This is a genomic window from Arthrobacter sp. TJ-238 (assembly GCF_058269215.1).
This window is the reverse complement of sequence record NZ_JBZCNH010000003.1, coordinates 493,003-516,703: the sequence shown is the minus strand read 5'-3', so window position 1 is coordinate 516,703 and position 23,701 is coordinate 493,003. Positions and strand designations below refer to the sequence as shown.

Genomic DNA, 23,701 nt, shown 5'->3' with positions numbered 1-23,701 from the left:
CCGACATGATTGAATTCAGCGCAGCCGAGATCGCGGCACTCACAGGCGGTACCCTCGTCGGCACCGATGCCGGCCTCCCCGCCGTCACCGTCACCTCCGCAGCCACCGACTCCCGCGAATGCGTCCCCGGGTCCCTCTTCGTCGCGAAGCCCGGCGAGGAGTCGGACGGGCACCTGTTCGTCGAGGGCGCCTTCGCACGCGGGGCGGTCCTCGCGCTGGCGGAACACGAGGTCGCCCGGCCGGACGGCACGCCGTTCCCGTCCGTCGTCGTGCCCGACGCCGTCCTCGCCATGGGAGCCCTGGCCGCCGAGACCGTCCGGCGGCTCCGCGCCCACGGTGACGTGACCGTCATCGGCATCACCGGCTCCGCCGGCAAGACCACCACCAAGGACCTCCTGGCCGGCATCCTCGCCGCCGAGGCACCCACCGTGGCGCCGCGCGGCTCCTACAATGGTGAGGTCGGCGTACCCCTGACCGTCTTCGAGGCGGACTGGGACACGCGCTACCTCGTCATCGAGATGGGCGCCACCAAGCCCGGCCATATCGCGTACCTCGCCTCGCTCGTCCAGCCGGACATCGGAGTGGTCCTCGGGGTCGGATCGGCGCACGCCGGCGAGTTCGGCGGTGTCGAGAACATCGCCCGGGCGAAGGGCGAGCTGTTCGAGGCCTTGCCCGCCGCCGGCACCGCGATCATCAACGCCGACGACGAACGCGTCCTCGCGATGCAGGCCCGCACCTCGGCGCGCACCGTGTTCTTCACGTCCTCCGACGACTTCACCGCAGACGGCTCGGACGTGGTACGCGCCCGCAACAGCACGACGACGGCGGACGGCAGCCCGTCCTTCACCCTCGTCTTCCCCGACGGCAGCGAGCACGACGTCGTCTCCCCGCTGCTCGGCCTCCACCACACCACCAACCTGCTGGCAGCGGCGACCGCGGCCTACGCTGTGGGCTGCGCCCCGTCGGGCATCGTCGCCGGCCTCCGCACCCAGGCGGCCGCGAGCCGCTGGCGGATGGAGCGGACCGAACGCGCCGACGGCGTGACCGTGATCAACGACGCCTACAACGCCAACCCCGAGTCCATGCGGGCCGCTCTGCGGACCCTCGCCGAACTCGGACGCGCGGGCCACCGGCGTACCTGGGCCGTCCTCGGCGAGATGCTCGAGCTCGGCGACCGCTCGATCGAGGAGCACGACCTCCTCGGCCGCGTGGTCGTCCGGCTCAACATCTCCAAGCTCATCTGCGTGGGACCCAACACCCGGGCGCTGTTCAACGGCGCCGTGCTGGAGGGTTCGTGGGGGAGCGAAGCCGTGCACGTGGACGACGTCGAGGCTGCCGAGCGGATGCTCGCCGCCGAGCTCGCGCCCGGCGACATCGTGCTCTTCAAGTCCTCCAACGGCGCCGGTCTGCGTTTCCTCGGCGACCGTGTGGCACGCCACCCCTCTGCAGAATCTGAGGCGGTCAGTGAACCTGACGCCTCCGGAAAGGCCCCGCAGCCGTGATAGCACTCCTCATAGGCTCCGCGTCGGCGCTCATCTTCGCCTTCGCCGGTACACCCCTGTTCATCCGGCTCCTGGTGAACAAGGGCTACGGCCAGTTCATCCGCGACGACGGCCCGACCGCCCACCACACCAAGCGCGGGACACCCACCATGGGCGGGGCCGTGATCGTGGGATCGGTGCTGCTGGCCTACTTCATGACGCACCTGGTGATGATCATGGTGGGATCCCCGGTGGGCGGACCCAGTGCCTCGGGACTGCTGCTCCTGTTCCTGGCCGCCGGCATGGGGCTCGTGGGCTTCGCGGACGACTACATCAAGATCTCGAAGCAGCGCAGCCTCGGTCTGAGCGCGCCGGCGAAGATCGCCGGCCAGACCGCGGTCGGCGTGACCTTCGGTGTCCTGGCCCTCCAGTTCCCGAACGCGGAGGGGAGGACGCCGGCGTCGACAGCCATCTCCTTCATCCGTGACACGCCGATCGACTTCGCGTTCGCGGGGACGGTCCTCGGGGCCATCCTGTTCGTCATCTGGTCCAACCTCATCATCACCGGCGCCAGCAACGGCGTGAACCTGACCGACGGCCTCGACGGTCTCGCCGCCGGTGCGTCCATCCTCGTGTTCGGCGCGTACATGCTGATCGGCATCTGGCAGAGCAACCAGAGTTGCGGCTCACCCGGGGCCGGCGGCGTCTGCTACGAGGTCCGCGACCCCCTGGACCTCGCCCTGATCGCCGGTGCCATGAGCGGCGCCCTCGTGGGCTTCCTGTGGTGGAACACGTCACCCGCGAAGATCTTCATGGGCGACACCGGATCGCTGGCGATCGGCGGGGCCATCGCCGGGTTCGCGATCCTCTCCCGCACCGAACTGCTCCTCGTGATCCTGGCCGGCCTGTTCGTGGTGATCACGCTCTCCGTCATCATCCAGGTGGGCTACTTCAAGCTGTCCGGCGGCAAGCGCGTCTTCAAGATGGCGCCCCTACAGCACCACTTCGAGCTCAAGGGCTGGCAGGAGGTCACGGTGGTGGTCCGGTTCTGGATCCTCGCCGGGCTCTTCGTCGCCGCGGCACTCGGGATCTTCTACGCGGAATGGGTCGTCGGATGAGCGGCACTGACGGACACACTCCCCTTCGGGAGACGGCGCGCCTGAAGGGCCTGACCACCTGGGATGCCGACTGGGCGGGCCTGAGGGTCGTCGTGGCCGGGATCGGTGCGTCGGGCTTCTCCGCCGCGGACACGCTCATCGAACTCGGCGCGGTCGTCGTCGTCGTGGACGCGGGCGCCACCGAGGAGAACGAGGCGAAGGCGGACACGCTGCGCATCGTCGGGGCCCGGGACGTGCTGCTCGGGGCCGATCACGCCGCCGCTCTCCCGCTCGTCGACGGCGACCTGCCCGACCTCGTGGTGACCTCCCCCGGCTGGCGCCCCACGCAGCCGCTGCTCGCCGACGCCGCCCGCGCCGGCGTCCCGATCTGGGGCGACGTCGAACTGGCCTGGCGCGTCCGCATCCGGGAAGGACGCCCCACCGCCGAGTGGCTGACCATCACCGGCACCAACGGCAAGACCACCACGGTCGGCCTCACCGAGTCCATGCTCCTCGCCGGAGGCAAGCGTGCGGTGGCGGCGGGCAACGTCGGCACCCCCATCCTCGACGTCATCCGCGACCCGCAGGGCTACGACTTCCTGGCGGTGGAACTCTCCAGCTTCCAGCTGCACTGGGCGCATTCCGTCTCACCGCTCGCGAGTGTCTGCCTCAACGTCGCCGAGGACCACGTGGACTGGCACGGCAGCTACGAGGCCTACCTCGCGGCGAAGGCCTCCGTGTACGAGCGGACGAGGATCGCCTGCATCTACAACGTCGAGCAGCGCGAGACCGAGGCCATGGTCGAGGAGGCCGACGTCGTCGAGGGCTGCCGGGCCGTCGGCTTCACCACCGGCATGCCGTCCGTCAGCATGATGGGCGTCGTCGAGGACCTCCTCGTGGACCGCGCGTTCATCGAGCAGCGCAAGGACTCCGCGGCCGAGCTCGCGTCCATCAGCGAGCTCGGCGAAGTCGTCCCCCGCCACCTGGTCGCCAACGCCCTGGCCGCGGCCGCCCTCGTGCGCGCTGCCGGTCTCCCGGCGACCGCCGTGCGCGACGGCATCCGGGCGTTCCGGCCCGGCGACCACCGCATCCAGGTGGTCGCGAACGAGGACGGGGTACTTTGGATCAACGACTCGAAGGCCACCAACCCGCACGCCGCCTCGGCGTCCCTCGCCTCCTTCTCGTCCGTGGTGTGGATCGCCGGCGGACTGTCCAAGGGCGTGTCCTACGACGACCTCGTCAGGGACCACGCCCGGCGGCTGCGCGCCGTCGTCCTGCTCGGCGAGGACCCGACGCCGCTCCAGGGCGCCCTCGCCCGGCATGCCCCCGACGTCCCGGTCTCCCTGAACCCCGGCGCCCGGACCGGGGACGGGCACGACGGCGGGCCGACCGGCCCGGCGACCGGCGAGGCCCTGATGCAGTGGGCGGTCGCCGAAGCAGCCCGGCTCGCGCGGGACGGCGACACCGTCCTGATGGCGCCGGCCGCAGCATCGATGGACCAGTTCTCCTCCTACGCGCACCGGGGGTCCGCCTTCATGGCGGCCGTCGGTGCACGCGGGGGCCAGGGGCCGAACGCGAAGGAGTCGTGATGAGCACGCCTACCCGTCCGGGCGGACGCAAGCCCTCCGTACGGCCGGCGCGCACCACGGACCCCGGCCGGTCCGCCGGCCCTCCTGCGGCGACCGGGCGCGGCCCCGCCGCGACGAGTGCCGCGGCCAAGGCCCACACCGTCAAGGCGGTCGGCACGACGGCGGCGCCCCCTACCGCCGGGCCGGAGGGTCGGCCCGCGAACGGCCTCCGCGCGCGGCTGCGGCGCGGCTGGATGCTCCTGGAGGGCACGGACCGGACGCCCTCGGGCTCCAGCTACTACCTGATCCTCGGCTCGGCGCTGGCGCTCACGGCCATCGGCCTCATGATGGTGCTCTCCGCGTCCTCCGTGGAGGCCATCTCGGAGGGCAAGGACACGTTCGACCTCTTCCTCAAGCAGGCCGTGTGGGCCAGTGCCGGACTCGTGCTCATGGTGGTGCTCTCCCGGCTCGGCCCCCGCGCGTACAAGGCACTCGCATGGCCCAGTCTTGCGATCGCCGTGGTGCTGCTGATCCTCGTGCTCGTGATCGGCGTCGAGATCAACGGCAACAAGAACTGGATCCAGATCGGCAGCCAGACCTTCCAGCCGTCCGAGCCCACCAAACTCGCGCTGGCCCTCTGGTTCGCGGCCGTCCTGGAGCGCAAGAAGGCGCTCATCCGGGACTGGAAACACGCCATGATCCCGGCCCTGCCGTTCGGCGGCCTGCCCATCGGCCTCGTCCTGATCGGCGGGGACCTCGGCACCGGGCTCGTGCTCATGATGATCGCCGGGGCGGCCCTGTTCTTCGCGGGAGCACCGATGAAGCTGTTCAGCCTCGCCGGACTCGCCGCAGTGGCCGGGTCCCTGCTGATGGTCGCGACGAGCTCCAACCGCGGTGGGCGCATCAGCGCCTGGCTGGGACTGAACTGCGACGACGGCGCGGACCTCTGCCTGCAGTCCGACAACGGGCTGTTCGCCATGGCCTCCGGCGGATGGTTCGGTGTGGGCATCGGCCAGAGCCGACAGAAGTGGAATTGGATCCCCGAGGCCCACAACGACTTCATCTTCGCCATCATCGGCGAGGAGTTCGGGCTCCTCGGCACCCTCATGGTGATCCTCCTCTTCGGCATCCTCGCGGTGGCCACCATCCGGGTGGCGCTGCGCTACACCGACCCCTTCGTCCGGATCCTCATGGGATCGATCCTCGTCTGGCTCATCGGGCAGGCCTTCGTCAACATCGGCATGGTCACGGGACTGCTCCCCGTCATCGGTGTGCCGCTGCCCTTCATCTCCTACGGAGGGTCCGCCCTCACCTTCACCCTCGCCGCCGTCGGCGTCCTGCTGTCCTTCGCGCGCAAGACGCCGCACGCGCCGGTCGCCGGACCCCCGGCGCCGTCCTCCACCCCGAGAAGAGATCCCGCACTTCCATGACGCACCCCTCCACTCCTGAACGCACCGTGTCGGTGGTCCTCGCGGGCGGCGGTACGGCCGGCCACATCAGCCCCCTGCTCGCGATCGCCGGGGCGATCGTCGACCAGCGGCCCGGTACCCGCATCACCGCCGTCGGCACGGAGGCGGGCATGGAGACGCGCCTCGTCCCGGCCGCCGGGTTCGACCTGCGGACCATCGACCGCGTGCCCATGCCGCGTCGGCCCTCCATCGATCTCCTCAAGCTGCCGGTGCGCCTCGTCCGCGCGGTCCGGCAGGCGCGCGCCATCGTGGCGGACGCGGCGGCCGATGTCGTCGTCGGCGTGGGCGGATACGTCTCCACCCCCGTGTACCTCGCCGCGTGGACGCGGCGCATCCCCGTGGTGATCCACGAGGCGAACGCGCGGCCCGGGATGGCCAACCGGCTGGGTGTCCGCATCGCCGCACGCGTCGCGGTGGCCTTCGACGGCACCGGGCTGGCAGGCGCCGTGCTGGTGGGCATGCCCATGCGCCGGAGCATCGCCGAGCTGGACCGCGCGGCCGGCCGTGCCGACGCGCGGGTGTCCCTCGGGCTGGACCCGGACCGTCCCACCCTGATCGTCACCGGTGGGTCCTCGGGAGCGGCGAGCCTGAACCGCGCCGTCGCTGCCGCCGTCCCCGACCTCGTCGCGGCCGGCGTCCAGACCCTGCACATCACCGGGCGGGGCAAGCAGGTGACGGGGCAGGACGGTGCGCCGCTCGCCGCTGCCGGCTACCACCAGGTCGAGTTCGTCGACGGCATGGAGCGTGTCTACGCGGCCGCCGACCTCCTGGTCGCGCGTGCCGGGGCGGCGACCGTGAGCGAGCTCAGCGCCGTGGGTCTTCCCGCCGTGCTCGTGCCGCTGCCCCACGGCAACGGCGAACAGCGGCTCAACGCCGCAGGACTCGTCGAGTCCGGCGGTGCCCTCCTCGTGGACGACGCCGGCTTCACCCCCGAGTGGGTCCGCGCGACACTGCCGGCGCTCGTCACGGACCCCGCGCGGCTCGCCGTGATGTCCGCGGCGTCCTACGCGCAGGGCGTCCGGGACGCGGACCGGCGGATGGCGGACCTGGTCCTCGACGCCGCAGGGGACGCGCGATGAACGCCGGGCCCCAGGACACGGAGGGCGCGCGCCTGCGCGAACCCGTCCACTTCATCGGCCTCGGCGGCGCCGGCATGTCCGCCGTCGCGCGCGTGCTCCTCGGCCAGGGCGTGCGCGTCTCCGGTTCCGACGCCGCGGACTCCCGAGGGCTCCGCGCCCTCGCGGCCCTCGGCGCGGAGGTCCACGTGGGCCACGCCGCCGGCGCCGTGCCCGACGACGGGACGGTGGTGATCTCCTCCGCGATCCGCGGGACGAATCCCGAACTGGCGGAGGCGCGCCGGCGGGGCCTGCCCGTGCTGCACCGCTCCCAGGCCCTCGCCGCCGCCATGCACGGGCTGCAGGGCGTCGCCGTGGCCGGTACGCACGGCAAGACCACGACGACGGCGATGATCACCGTCCTGCTGCGCGAGGCCGGACTCGCGCCGTCCTTCGCGATCGGCGGCGACGTGGCCGCGCTCGGCGTCAACGCCGCATGGACCGGCAGCGACATCTTCGTGGCCGAGGCTGACGAGTCCGACGGCTCCTTCCTCAACTACGCACCCCGGATCGCGGTGGTCACCAACGTGGAGGCGGACCACCTCGACCACTACGGCACCGCCGAGGCCGTCCACGCCTCGTTCCGGCAGTTCGCACAGCGGCTGCCCGAGGACGGTCTCCTCGTGGCCTGCGCCGACGATGCCGGTGCCGCGGCCCTCGCCGCCGGAGTGCACGAGCCGCGCCGGATCCGCACCTACGGCTACGCCGCGACCGCGGACCTGCGCATCTCGGACACGCGGGCCGTCGGGAGCACCACCAACAGCCTCCTCTCCTTCGCGGTCGACGGGCTGGACGCCCAGCAGGAGCTGCAGCTCGGCGTGCCCGGCCGCCACAACATCCTCAACGCCGCCGCGGCCTTCGCCGTGGCCCTCGAACTCGGTGTGGACCCCGCCGTCGCGGCCTCCGCGCTGTCGCTGTTCTCGGGCGCGGCCCGCCGCTTCGAGGCCCGCGGCGAGGGCGACGGCGTCCGCGTGTTCGACGACTACGCCCATCACCCCACCGAGGTGCAGGCCGCGCTCACCGCCGCCCGGACCGTGGCGGGGGAGTACCGGGTGCATGCGCTCTTCCAGCCGCACCTGTTCTCCCGCACCCGGGAGTTCGCCGCGGGTTTCGCGTCGGCGCTCTCGCTCGCGGATTCCGTGACCGTCCTGCCGGTCTACGCGGCGCGCGAGGATCCCGTGGCCGACGTCGGGGGGTGGACCATCACCGATCTGCTGTCCGGCGCCGCCTACGTCGAGGACCCGCAGGAGGCCGTGCGCGCTGTCGCCGCGAACGCGCGTGCCGGGGATCTCATCCTCACCATCGGTGCCGGCGACGTCACGCAGTACGGACTGCAGCTCGTCACACTGCTCCGCGAGCGGGCAGGCCGGGACCGGGCGGGGGACGGGGCATGACGCCGCGGAAGCCGCCCGTCACCCGCGCGGCGGTTTCGCGTGCCGCGTCCGCGGAGGCCGGGAAGATGCGGCAGGGCGCGACGACGTCGAAGAACGGGGCGACGTCGAAGAACGTGACCGGGCCGGGCGCGACCGTCTCGCAGCTCGACCGCAGCGGCGGCGGGACTGTCGCGCCCGGTAAGGTCATCGACTTCCCGACCCCGCGGAAGTCGCACAGGCTCCGGACCCTGCTGCTCACCATCACCGCGCTGGTGCTGGTGCTCGGCGGGGTGGTGGCCTATGCGGTCTTCTCACCCGCCCTGGCGCTGCGGACCGTGGTGGTCGAGGGCAATGTCCTCGTCCCCACGCAGGAGGTGGACGCGGCACTGGCCCCGCTGACGGGTACCTCGCTCACGCGCATCTCGCCCGACCGGGTCCGGGGACTCCTCGCCGACAAGGCGCCCATCGAGGACGTCGAGATCGCCGCGGAGCCGCCCTCCACGCTCGTCGTCACGGTGCGGGAACGCGTGCCGGTCGCGGTGCTGCAGAGCGGGCGGGAATTCGTGCTGATCGATGCCGAGGGCCGCCAGCTCGCGAGCGTCGCCCAGCGGGACCAGGTCAAGCTGCCCCTGATCGACGGCGGGACCAACGCGGTGAACTCCGAGGTCTTCTCCTCCATCACCACGGTGCTGGCCGAGCTGCCCGTGGGTGTGCTGTCCCGGCTCAACAACGCCTCGGCGGCGAGCGTGGACTCCATCCAGCTGTCCCTCTCCGGCGACCAGCGCATCTTCTGGGGCAGTTCCGAGCGCAGTGCCGAGAAGGCGCGGGTGCTCGAGGCAATGCTGGCCATGCCGGCGAGCGATCCGCCGGTCCGTGAGTTCGATGTCAGCACGCCCGACCGTCCGGTGACGCGATGACGCGCGCCGGCAGGGAAGGGGTGCCGGACACACGCGGATCCCGGGTGATCATGGAGCCGATCAGACACCGGGCCGGGAGGCAACACGCGGCGACACGCCCGACACACTGGGTCCGGTCTTTGCAACGCGCAGCGTATGCACCTAGCGTCAAGGATAGAAGTTACCTGACATAACGTTAACTCTCAACCTGAACGTTAACGTTTTTTCACGTGAAGGTTCGGCCGAACCCTCGGCAGCCCCCGTACAGCACACAGATTCGAACAAGGGACACAGGACGTGGCAGCACCTCAGAATTACTTGGCCGTCATCAAGGTCGTCGGCATCGGCGGCGGCGGCGTCAACGCCGTCAACCGGATGATCGAGGTCGGGCTCCGCGGCGTGGAGTTCATCGCCATCAACACGGACGCCCAGGCGCTGCTGATGAGTGACGCGGACGTCAAGCTCGACGTCGGGCGCGAGCTCACCCGCGGCCTCGGCGCAGGAGCGGACCCCGAGGTGGGCCGGCGTGCCGCCGAGGACCACTCCGAGGAGATCGAGGAAGTCCTGCGGGGAGCGGACATGGTTTTCGTGACCGCCGGAGAAGGCGGCGGCACCGGGACCGGCGGCGCGCCCGTGGTCGCGCGCATCGCGCGTTCGCTGGGCGCGCTGACGATCGGCGTCGTGACCCGCCCCTTCACGTTCGAGGGGCGCCGCCGGTCCAATCAGGCCGAGAGCGGCATCGACACCCTCCGCGAGGAGGTCGACACGCTCATCGTCATCCCGAACGACCGCCTGCTGTCCATCAGCGACCGCAACGTCTCGATGCTGGACGCGTTCCGCTCGGCGGACCAGGTGCTGCTCTCCGGTGTCCAGGGCATCACCGACCTCATCACCACGCCGGGCCTGATCAACCTCGACTTCGCCGACGTCAAGTCCGTGATGCAGGGCGCCGGTTCGGCGCTCATGGGCATCGGTTCCGCACGCGGCGAGGACCGGGCCGTCAAGGCAGCGGAACTGGCCATCGCGTCGCCGCTCCTCGAGGCCTCGATCGACGGCGCGCACGGCGTCCTGCTGTCCATCCAGGGCGGCTCCGATCTCGGCCTGTTCGAGATCAACGAAGCCGCCCGCCTGGTCCAGGAGGTAGCGCACCCCGAGGCGAACATCATCTTCGGTGCCGTGATCGACGACGCGCTCGGCGACGAGGCACGCGTGACGGTCATCGCGGCCGGGTTCGACCAGGTCGATGCCACCTCGCAGCCCGCGGCCGCAGCGGCACCCGCGTCGCGGCCTACCGTCGCACCGAGCGTCGGCGGCGACCACCAGCGCGTCCCCGCCACAGCAGGCCTCGGCGCCTGGTCGCAGCAGCGCGCGCAGAACGTCCAGGCCGTGCCCGCCGACTCGGGCTTCGACGTGGACCTCCCCGCGATCGTGGAGCCCGACCTGTCCGCAGGCCGCTCCGACGACCTCGACGTGCCCGACTTCCTGAAGTAGTCGGTGCACGCACCCGCGCATCCCGGACTGGCCTCCCCGTTCCATTGGAGCGCCGAGGCCCGTCCGGGACTCCGCGTCGCCTTCACGAGCGCTGCGGCGGGCAACCTCGCGCTCCACGTCGGGGACGACGCGGATGGCGTGCGGGCGAACCGCCGCCGGCTCGAGGCCTCGATGGGCGTGGCCGAGGGATCCCTCCGTTTCATGAGCCAGACCCACTCGGACCGCGTCGCCGTGCTCGATGACGGCCCCGCGCCCGGTACCGTGCCCGGCGGCGCGCACCGAGGCTCCGATCCGGACGTCGCCCCCTGGGTTCCCGACGCCGACGGCATGGTCTCCCGGACCGGTCTCCATCCGCTCGCGGTCCTCGTGGCCGACTGCGTGCCCGTCGTCCTCGCGGACGCCTCCATCGCCGAGGGCGGCACGGGCGCGACGGCCGTCGTGCATGCCGGCCGTGCCGGCGTCGGCAACGGGATCGTCACGAATGCCGTGCGCACGATGGTCCGTGCCGGCGCACGGGACCTCGCCGCATGGATCGGTCCCTCGGTGTGCGGTTCCTGCTACGAGGTCCCGGAGGACATGATGCGCGCCATGGTCGACACCATTCCCGAGGCCGCGGCGCGGACCCGCACGGGGACCCCCGCCCTCGACCTGCCCGCCGCGGTCCGCCGCCAGCTCGAGGACGCAGGCGTGGTCGTCGGACGGGTCGCCGGGAGCGGCTCGGCCTGCACGCTCGAGAACACCGGGCTGTTCTCCCATCGCCGCGAGCCGGGCGCGGGCCGCATCGCCGGCCTGGTGTGGCGCACGTGACCCCCGACGAAGGAACCGGACCGGTCGGAGGAGCCGGGGGACCCGGGCGTACGGCCCGTGCCCGTGAGCTCGAAGCGCGCCTCGATGCCGTCCGCGCGCGCATCGCCGCTGCCTCCGCGGGCCGGACGCAACCGGACCTGATCGTGGTCACCAAGTACTTCCCTGCGTCCGACGTGCGGATCCTCGCGGACCTCGGGGTGACCGACGTCGGTGAGAACCGCGACCAGGAGGCCGCGGCGAAGGCGGCGGAGCTCGGGGACCTCGCCCTGCGCTGGCACTTCATCGGACAGGCGCAGACCAATAAGGCGAAATCGGTGGTCCGATATGTGCACAGCATCCACTCGGTGGACCGCACCGCGCTGGTCGGCGCACTCGGGAAGGCGATGGCCGCCGAGCAGGCGCGGCGGGATGCAGCCGGCCTGCCCGGCCGCCCCGACCTCGACTGCTTCCTCCAGTTCACCCTCGACGGCGCGGACCAGCCCGGAGGCGAGCCCGGACACCGGACGGGTGGCCGCGGCGGGGCGCTCCCGGCCGAGGCGGGCGACCTGGCACGCGCCGTCATCGCCGCATCGGGCCTGCGCCTCGCCGGCGTCATGGGCGTGGCTCCGATCGGAGCGGACCCCGCGGAAGCGTTCGCCCGGCTCCTGCGGATCAGCGGGACGATACGTTCCGTGGAGCCGTCCGCATCGGCCGTCTCCGCCGGCATGAGCGGGGACCTCGAGGCGGCCGTCGCGGCCGGCGCGACACACCTGAGGATCGGCTCTGATGTGCTCGGTCCCCGTCCGGCCGTGGGGTAGCGTCTGAAGCTAGAACGGCGGCAGGGTGTGCTGCCGGGCGTGGCGCACGCGGCACGCCGTCCGACCCCATCAATCCACTCATTCAGAACAGGAGTCACCATGGCTGGCGCACTGCGCAAGACGATGATCTACCTTGGGCTCGCCGATGGTGATGAGCACTACGAGCCCGAAACGAAAAGCGCGCGCAGCAGGAACGAGGACTACTCAGTGGATTACGACCGCGACGAACGCCACCTCGAGCCCGCTCCAGCAGCCACCCGGGTCGCTCCCGCCGAGGAGTACCGCGCACCCGTGACACCGATCAAGCGGGCACCGTCGTCGCGTGAGGACTCCGCGGCGCTGCGCCAGATCACCACCATCCACCCGCGCTCGTACAACGATGCCAAGCTCATCGGCGAGAGCTTCCGCGACGGCATCCCGGTGATCATGAACGTCACGGACATGGGCGAGTCCGACGCCAAGCGGCTCGTCGACTTCTCGGCCGGCCTCGTCTTCGGCCTGCACGGCAGCATCGAACGGGTCACCAATAAGGTGTTCCTGCTGTCGCCGTCGTATATTGAAGTCCTCGGCGAGGACCTGAAGGCAAGCGAAGCACAGACCAGCTTCTTCAACCAGAGCTGACCGGCGCGGCCGCCACGGCCGCAGCGGACCCTCCGATGGCCCGAAGGACTGGAACTTCTCCGTGAGTTTGGTATTCGCCCTGATCTACCTGGTACTGATGCTGTTCCAGCTCGCCCTGATCCTGCGGATCATCTACGACGCCGTGCAGGGCTTCGCACGTGACTGGCGTCCCCAGAAACTCGCCCTCGTGGTCGCCTCGGGCGTGTACTCCGCGACGGACCCGCCCATCAAGGCGCTCCGCCGGCTGATCCCCCCGCTGCGCCTGGGCGGCGTGCAGCTCGACCTCGCGTTCCTGGTGCTCTTCATCGTCGTGCTGATCCTGATGTCCGTGTCGGCGGGACTCGCAACCTAGCGTCCGAGTCCGTTTCGTGATGCAGTTCCAGAAGATATACGCTGATTCACAGTTCGACGTGAGTCCCGTGTTCATGTCCACAATTCGGTACCACAGCCATGCCCACCTCCCGGTGGGAGGCTCTATCAGTATGAGGTGACCAGATGGCTTTGACGCCAGAAGACGTTGTCAACAAGAGGTTCCAGCCGACGAAGTTCCGGGAGGGCTACGACCAGGACGAGGTGGACGACTTCCTCGACGAGATCGTCGTCGAGCTCCGCCGCCTGAACTCGGAGAACGAGGAACTGCGCCGCCGGTTCGCCGGAGGCTCGACCGACACGTCGTCCGACACCTCATTGAACGCTTCATCGAACACTTCATCGGACACCTCGCAGACGGCCGTCCCCGCCCCGGTCGCCGCCAGCACCCAGACCGAGAAGGCCGGTGACAAGTCCTCGGTGAAGGCAGCGGAGGCTGTCGCGGACGTCGAGGAGCCCACCCCGGCCCCGGCTGCCCCCGCGGCCGCCGGTTCCTCTGCCGAGTCCGCGGCCGGCGTGCTCGCCATGGCGCAGCGCCTGCACGACGAGTACGTCAACGCCGGTGTGGAACAGCGCGACAAGATCATCGCCGAGGCGCAGATCGAGGCCAGCGGCCTCGTCAACGACGCCCAGGAGAAGAGCCGCAAGACCCTCGGGGACCTCGAGGAGCAGAAGACCGTGCTCGAGCGCAAGGTCGAGCAGCTGCGCGGCTTCGAGCGCGACTACCGCGCCCGCCTGAAGGCCTACATCGAGGGTCAGCTCCGCGACCTGGACGCCCGCGGCTCGCTCGCGTCCGACGCCTCGGCCTCCTAGCAGGACGCCCGGCCCGGCCGCGGGTCGGGCAGGCAGAAGGGCCGGTTGCCGGGGCGTGGTCCCCGGCGGCCGGCCCTTCCGCCGTTCCAGCCACCGCGTACCGTGGTGGACACATCAGCGAGTAGACCTTGGACGCACCGTGAACGAGCACCAGCCACCCGATCCCGCCCCCGCCGGGGACCCCGCCCACGCCCGGAGGTCCCCCGTGCAGTACGGCGCGGTCATGCTGCTGTGCACCCTCGTGGCCTACACCCTCGACCAGCTCACCAAGTGGTGGGTCGTCGCGACGATGAGCGAGGGGCAGGTCACCCCGGTCCTGCCGCCCCTGCTCCACTGGCGCTTCATCCGCAACCCCGGCGCCGCCTTCTCCATCGGCACCGACTACACGTGGGTGTTCACGATCGTGATGGTCGTCGTCGCCGTCGCCATCGTGCTGCAGGTGCGGAAGGTCGCATCGTGGGGCTGGGCCGTGGCCCTCGGGCTCGTCCTCGGCGGCGCCCTCGGCAACCTCACCGACCGGCTCTTCCGGGAACCGTCCTTCGGCCAGGGCCACGTGGTGGACTTCATCGCCCTGCCCAACTTCGCCATCTTCAACATCGCCGACTCCGCCGTCGTGAGCGGGGTGGTGCTCATCTGCATCCTGACCCTGCGCGGCATCGGCATGGACGGCACACGCAGCACCGACGAGCAGTCCGCTGCGCCGGGCGACGACGCGCGTCCGACAGGTGGGGAGCGGGGCGACGATGACCGCTGAGCACCAGCGGCTCGCGGTTCCCGACCCGGAGTCCGGGAGCCGCGTCGACGCCGCCCTCGCCCGGCTGCTCGACGTCTCCCGCTCGGCGGTGGCCCAGTGGTGCGCCGACGGCCGGGTGCTGCGCGGCGGTGCACCCCTCGCCAAGTCGGACCGCGTCCACGCCGGTGACGTCCTCTACGTCGACGTCCCGGACCCCGGGGACAAGCACCGCATCATCCCCGAGGCCGTCGACGGCATGGGGATCCTGCTCGACGACGAGGACTTCGTCGTCGTCGACAAGCCCGTGGGCGTCGCCGCCCACCCGTCGCCGGGCTGGGTCGGCCCGACCGTCGTCGGCGCCCTCGCGGCCGCCGGCTACCGCATCTCGACGTCGGGCGCGCCCGAGCGCGTGGGGATCGTCCACCGGCTCGACGTCGGTACCTCGGGGGCGATGGTGGTCGCCAAGACCGAGCCCGCCTACACGGCCCTCAAGCGCGCCTTCAAGGAGCGCACGGTCGACAAGGTCTACCACGCGGTCGTGCAGGGGCTGCCCGAGCCGCTCAAAGGCACCATCGACGCACCCATCGGCCGCCATCCCCACCACGAGTGGCGCTTCGCGGTCATGGAGGGCGGCCGGGACTCCGTGACGCACTACGAGGTGCTCGAGGCCTTCGGGCGGGCGAGCCTCGTGGAGGTGCACCTCGAGACCGGCAGGACCCACCAGATCCGCGTGCACTTCTCCGCGCTGCGCCACCCCTGCGCCGGCGACCTCACCTATGGGGCCGATCCCCGGCTCGCCGCCGAACTCGGCCTCACGCGGCAGTGGCTCCATGCCCACCGCCTGGGCTTCGCGCACCCGCGCACGAACGAGCCCGTCAGCGTCACCAGTCCCTACCCGGTGGACCTTGCGTACGCGGTCACGGCGCTCTCCCGCGGCCTCGTCTGAGCCGTCCGACCGCCCTCGCCCGACACGCCGGACACACCGGACGGCTCTGGTGCGACCCGCCCGACGAGGTTCGTCCGACACGCCGGTCCGACCTCGGACGGGGGCCCGGGCGGCCGCCGGAGGGGTAGGGCAGCACTAGACTTGGCGGGTGGCTACTCCTGCATCGACAGACTCGTTCGTCCATCTCCACAACCACACCGAGTACTCGATGCTCGATGGCGCGGCCCGACTGACGGACCTGTTCAGCCACACCGAGGAACTCGGCATGAAGGCCCTGGCGACGACGGACCACGGCTTCGTGTTCGGTGCGTTCGACTTCTGGAGCAAGGCCAGGAGCGCCGGGATCAAGCCGATCATCGGCGTGGAGGCGTACCTCACCCCGGGAACCGCGCGCAGCGACCGCACGCGCGTGCAGTGGGGCGGCGGCGGGCGCGACGACGTCTCCGGTGCCGGCGCCTACACCCACATGACACTGTGGTCCGAGACCACCGAGGGCATGCACAACCTCTTCCGCATGTCCTCGCTGGCCTCCCTCGAGGGCTACCTGTACAAGCCCCGCATGGACCGTGACCTCCTGCAGACCTACGGCAAGGGCCTGATCGCGACGACCGGCTGCCCGTCCGGCGAGGTGCAGACGAAGCTCCGGCTCGGCCTCTACGACGAGGCGCGGCAGGCGGCGTCGGACTTCCGGGACATCTTCGGCGCGGAGAACTACTTCTGCGAGCTCATGGATCACGGCCTCGACATCGAGCGCAACGTCAAGGCCGACCTCATCCGGCTCGCCAAGGAGCTCGGCCTGCCGCTCGTGGCCACCAATGACCTGCACTACACGCACGCCGAGGACTCCAAGGCCCACGCCGCGCTGCTCTGCGTGCAGTCCGGCTCCACCCTGGCCGATCCGAAGCGGTTCAAGTTCGACGCCGACGAGTTCTACCTCAAGTCGCCCGCCGAGATGCGCGCCATCTTCCGCGACTACCCGGAGGCCTGCGACAACACGCTGCTCATCGCCGAGCGGTGCGACGTCGAGTTCAACACCAAGGCCAACTACATGCCGCGGTTCCCGGTCCCCGAGGGTGAGAACGAGCAGTCCTGGTTCGTGAAGGAGGTCGAGACGGGCCTGCAGTACCGGTACCCGGGCGGTGTGCCCGACGACGTCCGGAAGCAGGCGGAGTTCGAGGTCGGCGTCATCACGCAGATGGGCTTCCCCGGCTACTTCCTCGTCGTCGCCGACTTCATCAACTGGGCCAAGAACAACGGGATCCGCGTCGGACCCGGCCGCGGTTCCGGCGCCGGGTCGATGGTGGCGTACGCCATGCGCATCACCGACCTCGACCCGCTCAAGCACGGGCTGATCTTCGAGCGCTTCCTCAACCCCGAGCGCGTGTCCATGCCCGACTTCGACGTCGACTTCGATGACCGCCGCCGCTCCGAGGTCATCCGCTACGTGACGGAGAAGTACGGCGACGAGCGCGTGGCCATGATCGTCACCTACGGCACCATCAAGGCCAAGCAGGCCCTCAAGGACTCCTCGCGCGTCATGGGCTACCCGTTCTCCACCGGGGAGCGCCTCACGAAGGCCATGCCGCCGGACGTCATGGGCAAGGGCCTGGCCCTGGCGGACGTGCACAACAAGGACGCCAAGCGGTACTCGGAGGCGGAGGAGCTGCGCGAGCTCCTGAAGACCGACGCGGACTCCGAGAAGGTCTTCGAGACGGCCCTCGGACTCGAGGGACTGAAGCGCCAGTGGGGCGTGCACGCGGCCGGTGTCATCATGTCCTCGGACCCGCTGATCGACATCATCCCGATCATGCGCCGCGAGCAGGACGGCCAGATCATCACGCAGTTCGACTACCCCACCTGTGAGGGCCTCGGCCTGATCAAGATGGACTTCCTCGGCCTGCGGAACCTGACGATCATCACGGACGCCGTCGAGAACATCAAGGCCAACAAGGACACCGACCTCGTCCTCGAAGACCTCGAACTCGACGACAAGGAGTCCTACGAGCTGCTGGCGCGCGGCGACACCCTCGGCGTCTTCCAGCTCGACGGCGGGCCCATGCGATCCCTGCTGAAGCTCATGCGCCCCGACAACTTCGAGGACATCTCCGCCGTCCTCGCGCTGTACCGGCCGGGTCCCATGGGCGTGAACTCGCACACCAACTACGCCCTGCGCAAGAACGGCCTGCAGGACATCGAGCCGATCCACCCCGAGCTCGAGGGTCCGCTCGAGGAGATCCTCGGCGGGACGTACGGCCTGATCGTCTACCAGGAGCAGGTGATGAGCGCCGCGCAGAAGCTGGCGAACTTCACGCTCGGCCAGGCGGACATGCTGCGCCGCGCCATGGGCAAGAAGAAGAAGTCGGAGCTGGACAAGCAGCAGGCGGACTTCTTCGCGGGCATGAAGGCCAACGGGTACTCCCAGGCCGCGATGGACAAGCTGTGGATCGTGCTGGAGTCCTTCTCGGACTACGCGTTCAACAAGGCCCACACCGCCGCCTACGGCCTCGTGTCCTACTGGACCGCGTACCTGAAGGCGCACTACCCCGCCGAGTACATGGCAGCCCTCCTCACCAGCGTCGGCGACGACAAGGACAAGCTCGCCATCTATCTCAACGAGTGCCGCCGCATGGGCATCACGGTGCTCCCGCCGGACGTCAACGAGTCCAGCGTGAACTTCACCCCGGTCGGCAAGGACATCCGCTTCGGCATGGGCGCCATCCGCAACGTGGGCGCGAACGTCGTCGGGGCCATGGTGGGTGCGCGCGAGGAGAAGGGCGCGTTCACCTCGTTCAGCGACTTCCTGCAGAAGGTCCCCGCCGTCGTCTGCAACAAGCGCACCATCGAATCGCTCATCAAGGCCGGTGCGTTCGACTCGCTCCGGCATCCGCGACGGGCGCTGGTGATGATCCACGAGGAGGCCGTGGACTCCGTGATCGTGTTGAAGCGCAACGAGGCGGCGAACCAGTTCGACCTCTTCAGCGCGTTCGACGACGCGGGAGGCTCCGTGGGCGGCCTGTCCGTCGAGGTGCCGGACCTGCCCGAGTGGGACAAGAAGGACAAGCTGTCCTTCGAACGCGACATGCTCGGCCTCTACGTCTCGGACCACCCGCTGCAGGGGCTCGAGGGCATCCTCGGCCAGCACGCCGACTCGTCCATCCCGTCGATCATCAGCGAGGAGGGTCCTGCTGACGGCGCGATCGTCACGATCGCCGGTATGATCACGTCCCTGCAGCGTCGGATCGCGAAGAACAGCGGCAACGCCTACGCGCGGGCGGAGGTCGAGGACCTCTCCGGTTCCATGGAGGTCATGTTCTTCGGCCAGGTCTACGGGCCCATCTCCGCGGTGCTCGCGGAGGACCTGATCGTGGTGGTCCGCGGGCGCCTGCAGCGGCGCGACGACGGCGCCGTGATGCTCAACGCCCAGGAACTGACGGTCCCCGACCTCAGCGAGGGGCACTCAGGCCCCGTGGTCATCTCGATGCTGCAGCACAAGGCTACGGAGACGGCGGTCACGGCCCTCGGCGACGTCCTGCGGACCCACCCCGGGACCAGCGAGGTACTCATCCGGCTCAACGGCTCACGCAAGGTCGAGGTGATGAAGCTCGGCGTCGACCTGCGGGTCAACCCGACGCCGGGGCTCTTCGGTGACCTGAAGGTGCTCCTCGGGCCCGCCTGCCTCGACGCCTGACGGGACCCGGCGCGGTCCTCCGACCCGCCGGCTCAGATGACGTAGTCGGTGGCCGCCGGCGTCCCGTAGCTCCCGCCGTGGTAGAGCAGCGGCGCGCCGTCGGGACCGATGCTGCCCGTCACCACCTCGGCGACGACGACCGCGTTGTTCTCGAAGGACAGGCGCATGCTGATCCGGCCCACGAGCCAGCCGGCCACGTCCCTCAGGATCGGCACGCCCTCCGGGCCCGGCTCCCAATGGTCGCCGGTGAACCGGTCCTTCGTCCGGGCGAACCGGTCGGCGAGCGCCTCGTTCTCCGTGCTGAGCATGTGGACGCCCACGAAGTTCGTGTTCGCGACCGCGGGCCACGAGGAGGACGTCCTCGCCATGTTGAAGGTGAAGCGCGGAGGTTCCGCGGACAGCGAGGCCACCGAGGTGGCGGTGAAGCCGTAGGGGACGCCCTGGTACGTCACCGTGAGGATGGACACGCCCGCAGCGTGGCGCCGGAAGACCTCCCGGAAGGACTCACCGTGCAGCGGGGGAGGCGGGAGCGGGTCTTCCGGTGCGGTGCTGGGGTGGGTCACGGGTTCCTCCGGGAGGTCTCGGCAGCAGCATGATCAGCATCATGGGCGGCATGGGCGGCATTGGCGGCAGGGTGGCAGAAGGATGAGCAGCAGGATCGGCGGCGCGTACCGCAGCCGCGGACCCTTCCACCCTAGGCGCGGTCCCCGGGTGCCGGAGGGTTTGTTAATGTAGAAGTCATGCGCGCCAGCCAGCAGCCGGACACCGGATCGAGCAAGTATCCGCCGCCGGTCTATGCCGTCGCCGAGGACAGGCGGGCCGTGCCCCCGGCCGGCGTCCTCTGGTGGCTCGGCTCCACGATCCTGCTCGGCGCCGTCCTCGGCGCCGCGTGGTGGCTCCTCGCTCCGACGGGCCGCCTCTTCGGCGACCCGGAGATCACCGCGGACTGGGTGCTGCGGGACCTCACCCTCGCCGGGCTGGAACTCGCCGCGGGCATCGCCGTCGGCACCGTGGTCGCGCTCCGGCTGACCCTGCCGGGCGTCGTTCCCCGCATCGCGGCGGCGGTGGGCGGGTCGATCCTCGGCTCCCTGCTGGCCCTCGGTGTCGGCGAGGGCCTCGCCTTCCTCCTCGGGCCCCACGGACGGGACGGGGTGCCCGGCTCCTTCTTCATGCTGCAGTCCTACGGCGCCCTGGCGATCTGGCCCGGGGTTGCGGCGATCATCATCTTCGTCACGGCCCTCGTCGGGCTCGCCCGCCGCCGGACCTGACCTCCCATCCGGGTATCCGGTGTCCGTGCCCGCCCTGCGCCGGTGCGGCTCCCGGTAGACTTCGCGGGTGACTTCAGCGCCCGAGACCTCCTCCTTCGTCAGCTTCCGGACCATCGACCTGCGCGGCCGCGCGCTGTCCCCCCGTGAGCTGCGCGAGGCCATGCCGCGGGCCGCGGGCAGCGCGTCGTCCTCGGAGGCCGCCGTGCAGGCCATCATCGACGACGTCCGTACCCGCGGCTTCGACGCGCTGAGCGATCTCGCCCGGCGGTTCGACGGCGTGGAGCAGGACCACCCGCGCGTGCCCGCCGAGGTCATCGCTGCGGCCGTGGCGGGACTCGACGGCGACGTGCGCGCCGCACTCGAGGAGGCCATCCGGCGGGCCCGGGTCTTCGCCCGGGCGCAGGTGCCCGCCGACGTGCAGGTGGACATCGCCGACGGCGCCCGCCTCACCCACAAGTGGGTCGCCGTGGACCGCGTCGGGCTCTACGTGCCCGGCGGGCTCGCCGTGTATCCGTCGTCCGTGGTGATGAACGTGGTCCCGGCGCAGGCCGCCGGTGTCGGGTCCATCGCCCTCGCGTCTCCGCCGCAGAAGGAGTTCGGCGGCTGGCCGCACCCCGCGATCCTCGCGGCGGCCTCCATGCTCGGCATCACCGAGGTGTACGCCATGGGCGGGGCGCAGGCCGTCGCGGCTCTCGCGCACGGCGTCCCCGACAGTGCGGGGCCCGGCACGGGGATCGATCCGGTGACCGTGATCACCGGGCCGGGCAACGTCTTCGTGGCGACGGCCAAACGCCTGGTCCGCGGGCAGGTGGGTATCGACTCCGAAGCCGGCACCACCGAGATCGCCGTCCTGGCCGACGCGACTGCCGACGCCGACCTCGTGGCGGCCGACCTCGTCAGCCAGGCCGAGCACGACCCCCAGGCGGCGTCGGTGCTGGTGACCGATTCCGAGGACCTCGCCCGCGCCGTGGTCGCAGCGCTGCAGGTGCGCGCGGCCGCCACCCGCCACGCCGACCGCGTGCGGACGGCGCTCTCCGGCCCGCAGTCCGGGGTGATCCTCGTCGAGGACGTCGACCACGGCATCGCCGTGTGTAACGCCTACGCGGCGGAGCACCTGGAGATCCAAACGGCCGACGCCGGCGCCGTGGCGGCGCGGATCCGCAACGCGGGCGCCATCTTCGTCGGCGCGTACAGCCCCGTCAGTCTCGGCGACTACTGCGCCGGGTCCAACCACGTGCTGCCGACCGGCGGCACCGCGTCCTTCGCCTCCGGCCTCAACGTCACCACGTTCCTGCGCGCCGTGCAGCTCGTGGACTACGACCGCGCGGCGCTGGCCGACGTGTCCTCCTCGATCCTCGCCCTGTCCGCCGCCGAGAACCTCCCCGCACACGGCGAGGCCGTCTCGGCCCGCTTCGCGGGGCCGACCTCCTGATCACCTCCTTCGGCCGCCGGAACACAACATCTGGTAATTACAGTGTTGTTCTTTCACCACATCTAGTTCTAGACTGGGCGTAACGGTTGCCGAGCAGGGAGGGGGGCGCATGTACTGCCCGTACTGCCGCAACCCCGACTCCCGCGTGGTGGACAGTCGCCTCGGAGACGACGGGTCGGCGATCCGCCGACGCCGCCAGTGTCCCGAGTGCGGACGCAGGTTCAGCACGGTGGAGACCACGAGCCTGAGCGTGATCAAGCGCTCGGGTGCGGGGGAGCCGTTCAGCCGGTCGAAGATCATCAACGGCGTCCGGAAGGCCTGCCAGGGTCGGCCGGTCACCGAGGACGATCTCGCGCTGCTCGCGCAGGAGGTCGAGGAGAACGTCCGTGCGAGCGGCGTCGCCGAGATCGATGCACACGAGGTGGGGCTCGCCATCCTCGGGCCGCTTCGGAAGCTCGACCAGATCGCGTACCTGCGCTTCGCCAGCGTGTACCAGGGCTTCGAGTCGCTCGAGGACTTCGAGGCTGCCATCGACACCCTGCGGGAGCAGGCGCACGAGAACGAGCGCGTGCCGAGCGGCGCGCAACGCCCCCTGACGGCGCGGTAGCGCCCATGAGACCCCGGTGGTGGCTGCGGAGGGGAAGCCGACGCCACCACCGGTTCCACGTCCGCCCCTGACGGCAGGACGGCTGCAGACGCAGGAAGCCCGGTACGGAGACCATCCGTACCGGGCTTCCTGCTGTGCGGGATGCGCCGTGGGCTCGGGCGCTCCTGCTCAGGTCCTCGTGCTCAGGTCTTCGTGCTCAGGCCTTGGACGCGAAGAGCAGCGCCGCCTGCAGCGCCCCGCCGACGATTCCCGCATGGTTCCGGAGCTCCGCCGGGATGATCGGGGTGCGCAGCTCGAGCGAGGGCAGGTACTCGCTGCTGCGCTTGGAGATGCCGCCGCCCACGATGAACAGTTCGGGGGAGAAGAGGAACTCCACGTGCGAGAAGTAGCGCTGCAGGCGTACTGCGTACTCGTCCCAGTCGATGCCGTCGCGCTCGCGTGCCACGGCCGACGCCTTCGTCTCGGCGTCGTGCCCGTCGATCTCGAGGTGGCCGAGCTCGGCGTTGGGGACCAGCCTGCCGTCGAAGATGAACGCGGAGCCGATGCCCGTGCCGAGGGTGATGACAAGGACCGTGCCCATCTTGCCCTTGCCGGCGCCGTAGCGGACCTCGGCGAGCCCGGCGGCGTCGGCGTCGTTGATCACGTGCACGTCGCGGCCGAGGACCTTCGTGAACAGGGCGTCGACGTCGGTGTTCACCCAGCTCTTGTCCACGTTCGCCGCCGACCGCGCGACACCGTGCTGGATGATGGCAGGGAACGTGACACCGACGGGGACGTCGGCAGCCGGCCCTCCGGGTCGTGACGACAGCTCGGCGACGATCTGCGCGACGACGTCGGCGACCGCCTCCGGTGTGGCCGGCTTGGGTGTGGGGATGCGGTACCGCTCACCGACGATGACACCCTTCTCGAGGTCGACGATGCCGCCCTTGATGCCGGTACCACCGATGTCGACACCGATGACTGTTGCGGGGAGCTTCTTCGATTTCTTCTTGTCGGTGTCCTTGGCCATGATTCTCCGTCGAAGTGGGGCCGGCGCGAGCCGGAAGGGGGCAGGGTTCGGGTGGCGTGCGGGTGGTACGGGCAATGCGTGCAGTCATCGGGCAGTGATCGGGCAGGGTCCGCGGGGGCGG

21 protein-coding genes are annotated in these 23,701 nt (G+C 70.6%); 19 read left to right on the top strand and 2 right to left on the bottom strand.

The window, feature by feature from the left end; translation table 11 throughout:
• Positions 1-5: 5 nt before the first annotated feature.
• The 16 genes from AC4D2O_RS08585 (at position 6) to dnaE (ending at position 19,264) form a co-directional block, all read left to right on the top strand.
• Complete coding sequence (locus AC4D2O_RS08585; protein WP_490906406.1) at positions 6-1,502, top strand: UDP-N-acetylmuramoyl-tripeptide--D-alanyl-D-alanine ligase; 1,497 nt, start codon at positions 6-8, stop codon at positions 1,500-1,502.
• Positions 1,499-2,599, top strand: coding sequence for a phospho-N-acetylmuramoyl-pentapeptide-transferase (gene mraY, locus AC4D2O_RS08580; RefSeq protein WP_490906405.1), 1,101 nt, complete (start codon positions 1,499-1,501; stop codon positions 2,597-2,599). Before AC4D2O_RS08585 ends, mraY begins: the two co-directional genes overlap by 4 nt.
• Complete coding sequence (gene murD / locus AC4D2O_RS08575) at positions 2,596-4,167, top strand: UDP-N-acetylmuramoyl-L-alanine--D-glutamate ligase (protein WP_490906403.1); 1,572 nt, start codon at positions 2,596-2,598, stop codon at positions 4,165-4,167. The genes mraY and murD overlap by 4 nt, the downstream gene beginning before the upstream one ends.
• Positions 4,167-5,576: a putative lipid II flippase FtsW gene (gene ftsW, locus AC4D2O_RS08570; protein WP_490906402.1), complete on the top strand. Its 1,410-nt coding sequence runs from the start codon at positions 4,167-4,169 to the stop codon at positions 5,574-5,576. The genes murD and ftsW overlap by 1 nt, the downstream gene beginning before the upstream one ends.
• A complete protein-coding gene (gene murG / locus AC4D2O_RS08565; RefSeq protein ID WP_490906401.1) occupies positions 5,573-6,694 on the top strand; it encodes an undecaprenyldiphospho-muramoylpentapeptide beta-N-acetylglucosaminyltransferase in 1,122 nt (373 codons plus the stop codon). Before ftsW ends, murG begins: the two co-directional genes overlap by 4 nt.
• The gene (gene murC, locus AC4D2O_RS08560; protein ID WP_490906400.1) at positions 6,691-8,124 is read left to right on the top strand and encodes a UDP-N-acetylmuramate--L-alanine ligase; all 1,434 of its coding nucleotides are present in this window, start codon (positions 6,691-6,693) and stop codon (positions 8,122-8,124) included. Before murG ends, murC begins: the two co-directional genes overlap by 4 nt.
• Positions 8,121-9,020: a cell division protein FtsQ/DivIB gene (locus AC4D2O_RS08555; RefSeq protein WP_490906399.1), complete on the top strand. Its 900-nt coding sequence runs from the start codon at positions 8,121-8,123 to the stop codon at positions 9,018-9,020. Before murC ends, AC4D2O_RS08555 begins: the two co-directional genes overlap by 4 nt.
• A 276-nt stretch (positions 9,021-9,296) precedes the next feature.
• Positions 9,297-10,490, top strand: coding sequence for a cell division protein FtsZ (ftsZ, locus tag AC4D2O_RS08550; protein WP_490906398.1), 1,194 nt, complete (start codon positions 9,297-9,299; stop codon positions 10,488-10,490).
• Positions 10,491-10,493: 3 nt separating this feature from the next.
• The gene (locus AC4D2O_RS08545; protein WP_490906397.1) at positions 10,494-11,297 is read left to right on the top strand and encodes a purine nucleoside phosphorylase YfiH/LACC1 family protein; all 804 of its coding nucleotides are present in this window, start codon (positions 10,494-10,496) and stop codon (positions 11,295-11,297) included.
• Positions 11,294-12,094 (top strand): YggS family pyridoxal phosphate enzyme, encoded by an 801-nt coding sequence (locus AC4D2O_RS08540; protein WP_490906396.1) that lies wholly within the window; start codon positions 11,294-11,296, stop codon positions 12,092-12,094. The genes AC4D2O_RS08545 and AC4D2O_RS08540 overlap by 4 nt, the downstream gene beginning before the upstream one ends.
• Before the next feature lie 99 nt (positions 12,095-12,193).
• Positions 12,194-12,715 carry a cell division protein SepF gene (locus tag AC4D2O_RS08535; RefSeq protein ID WP_490906394.1) on the top strand — a complete coding sequence of 174 codons (522 nt, stop codon included), beginning with the start codon at positions 12,194-12,196 and terminating at the stop codon, positions 12,713-12,715.
• Between the two features lie 61 nt (positions 12,716-12,776).
• A complete protein-coding gene (locus tag AC4D2O_RS08530) occupies positions 12,777-13,067 on the top strand; it encodes a YggT family protein (protein ID WP_334209475.1) in 291 nt (96 codons plus the stop codon).
• A 143-nt stretch (positions 13,068-13,210) separates the two neighbouring features.
• Positions 13,211-13,897 carry a DivIVA domain-containing protein gene (locus AC4D2O_RS08525; RefSeq protein WP_490906392.1) on the top strand — a complete coding sequence of 229 codons (687 nt, stop codon included), beginning with the start codon at positions 13,211-13,213 and terminating at the stop codon, positions 13,895-13,897.
• Between the two features lie 205 nt (positions 13,898-14,102).
• The gene (lspA, locus tag AC4D2O_RS08520) at positions 14,103-14,651 is read left to right on the top strand and encodes a signal peptidase II (RefSeq protein ID WP_490906517.1); all 549 of its coding nucleotides are present in this window, start codon (positions 14,103-14,105) and stop codon (positions 14,649-14,651) included.
• Positions 14,641-15,576 carry an RluA family pseudouridine synthase gene (locus AC4D2O_RS08515; RefSeq protein WP_490906391.1) on the top strand — a complete coding sequence of 312 codons (936 nt, stop codon included), beginning with the start codon at positions 14,641-14,643 and terminating at the stop codon, positions 15,574-15,576. The genes lspA and AC4D2O_RS08515 overlap by 11 nt, the downstream gene beginning before the upstream one ends.
• Positions 15,577-15,724: 148 nt before the next feature.
• Positions 15,725-19,264, top strand: a complete 3,540-nt coding sequence (gene dnaE / locus AC4D2O_RS08510; protein ID WP_490906390.1) for a DNA polymerase III subunit alpha — start codon at positions 15,725-15,727, stop codon at positions 19,262-19,264.
• A gap of 32 nt (positions 19,265-19,296) precedes the next feature.
• On the opposite strand, the gene AC4D2O_RS08505 is transcribed toward dnaE, so the two are convergent.
• Complete coding sequence (locus tag AC4D2O_RS08505; protein WP_490906388.1) at positions 19,297-19,827, bottom strand: flavin reductase family protein; 531 nt, start codon at positions 19,825-19,827, stop codon at positions 19,297-19,299.
• A gap of 177 nt (positions 19,828-20,004) precedes the next feature.
• On the opposite strand from AC4D2O_RS08505, the gene AC4D2O_RS08500 reads away from it, so the two are divergent.
• From AC4D2O_RS08500 to nrdR, 3 genes are all read left to right on the top strand, one after another.
• Complete coding sequence (locus AC4D2O_RS08500; protein ID WP_490906385.1) at positions 20,005-20,532, top strand: hypothetical protein; 528 nt, start codon at positions 20,005-20,007, stop codon at positions 20,530-20,532.
• 67 nt (positions 20,533-20,599) lie between these two features.
• Positions 20,600-21,964, top strand: a complete 1,365-nt coding sequence (gene hisD, locus AC4D2O_RS08495; RefSeq protein ID WP_490906384.1) for a histidinol dehydrogenase — start codon at positions 20,600-20,602, stop codon at positions 21,962-21,964.
• 109 nt (positions 21,965-22,073) lie between these two features.
• The gene (nrdR, locus tag AC4D2O_RS08490; protein WP_490906383.1) at positions 22,074-22,571 is read left to right on the top strand and encodes a transcriptional regulator NrdR; all 498 of its coding nucleotides are present in this window, start codon (positions 22,074-22,076) and stop codon (positions 22,569-22,571) included.
• Between the two features lie 196 nt (positions 22,572-22,767).
• On the opposite strand, the gene ppgK is transcribed toward nrdR, so the two are convergent.
• Positions 22,768-23,580, bottom strand: coding sequence for a polyphosphate--glucose phosphotransferase (gene ppgK / locus AC4D2O_RS08485; protein WP_490906382.1), 813 nt, complete (start codon positions 23,578-23,580; stop codon positions 22,768-22,770).
• Positions 23,581-23,701: the final 121 nt, after the last annotated feature.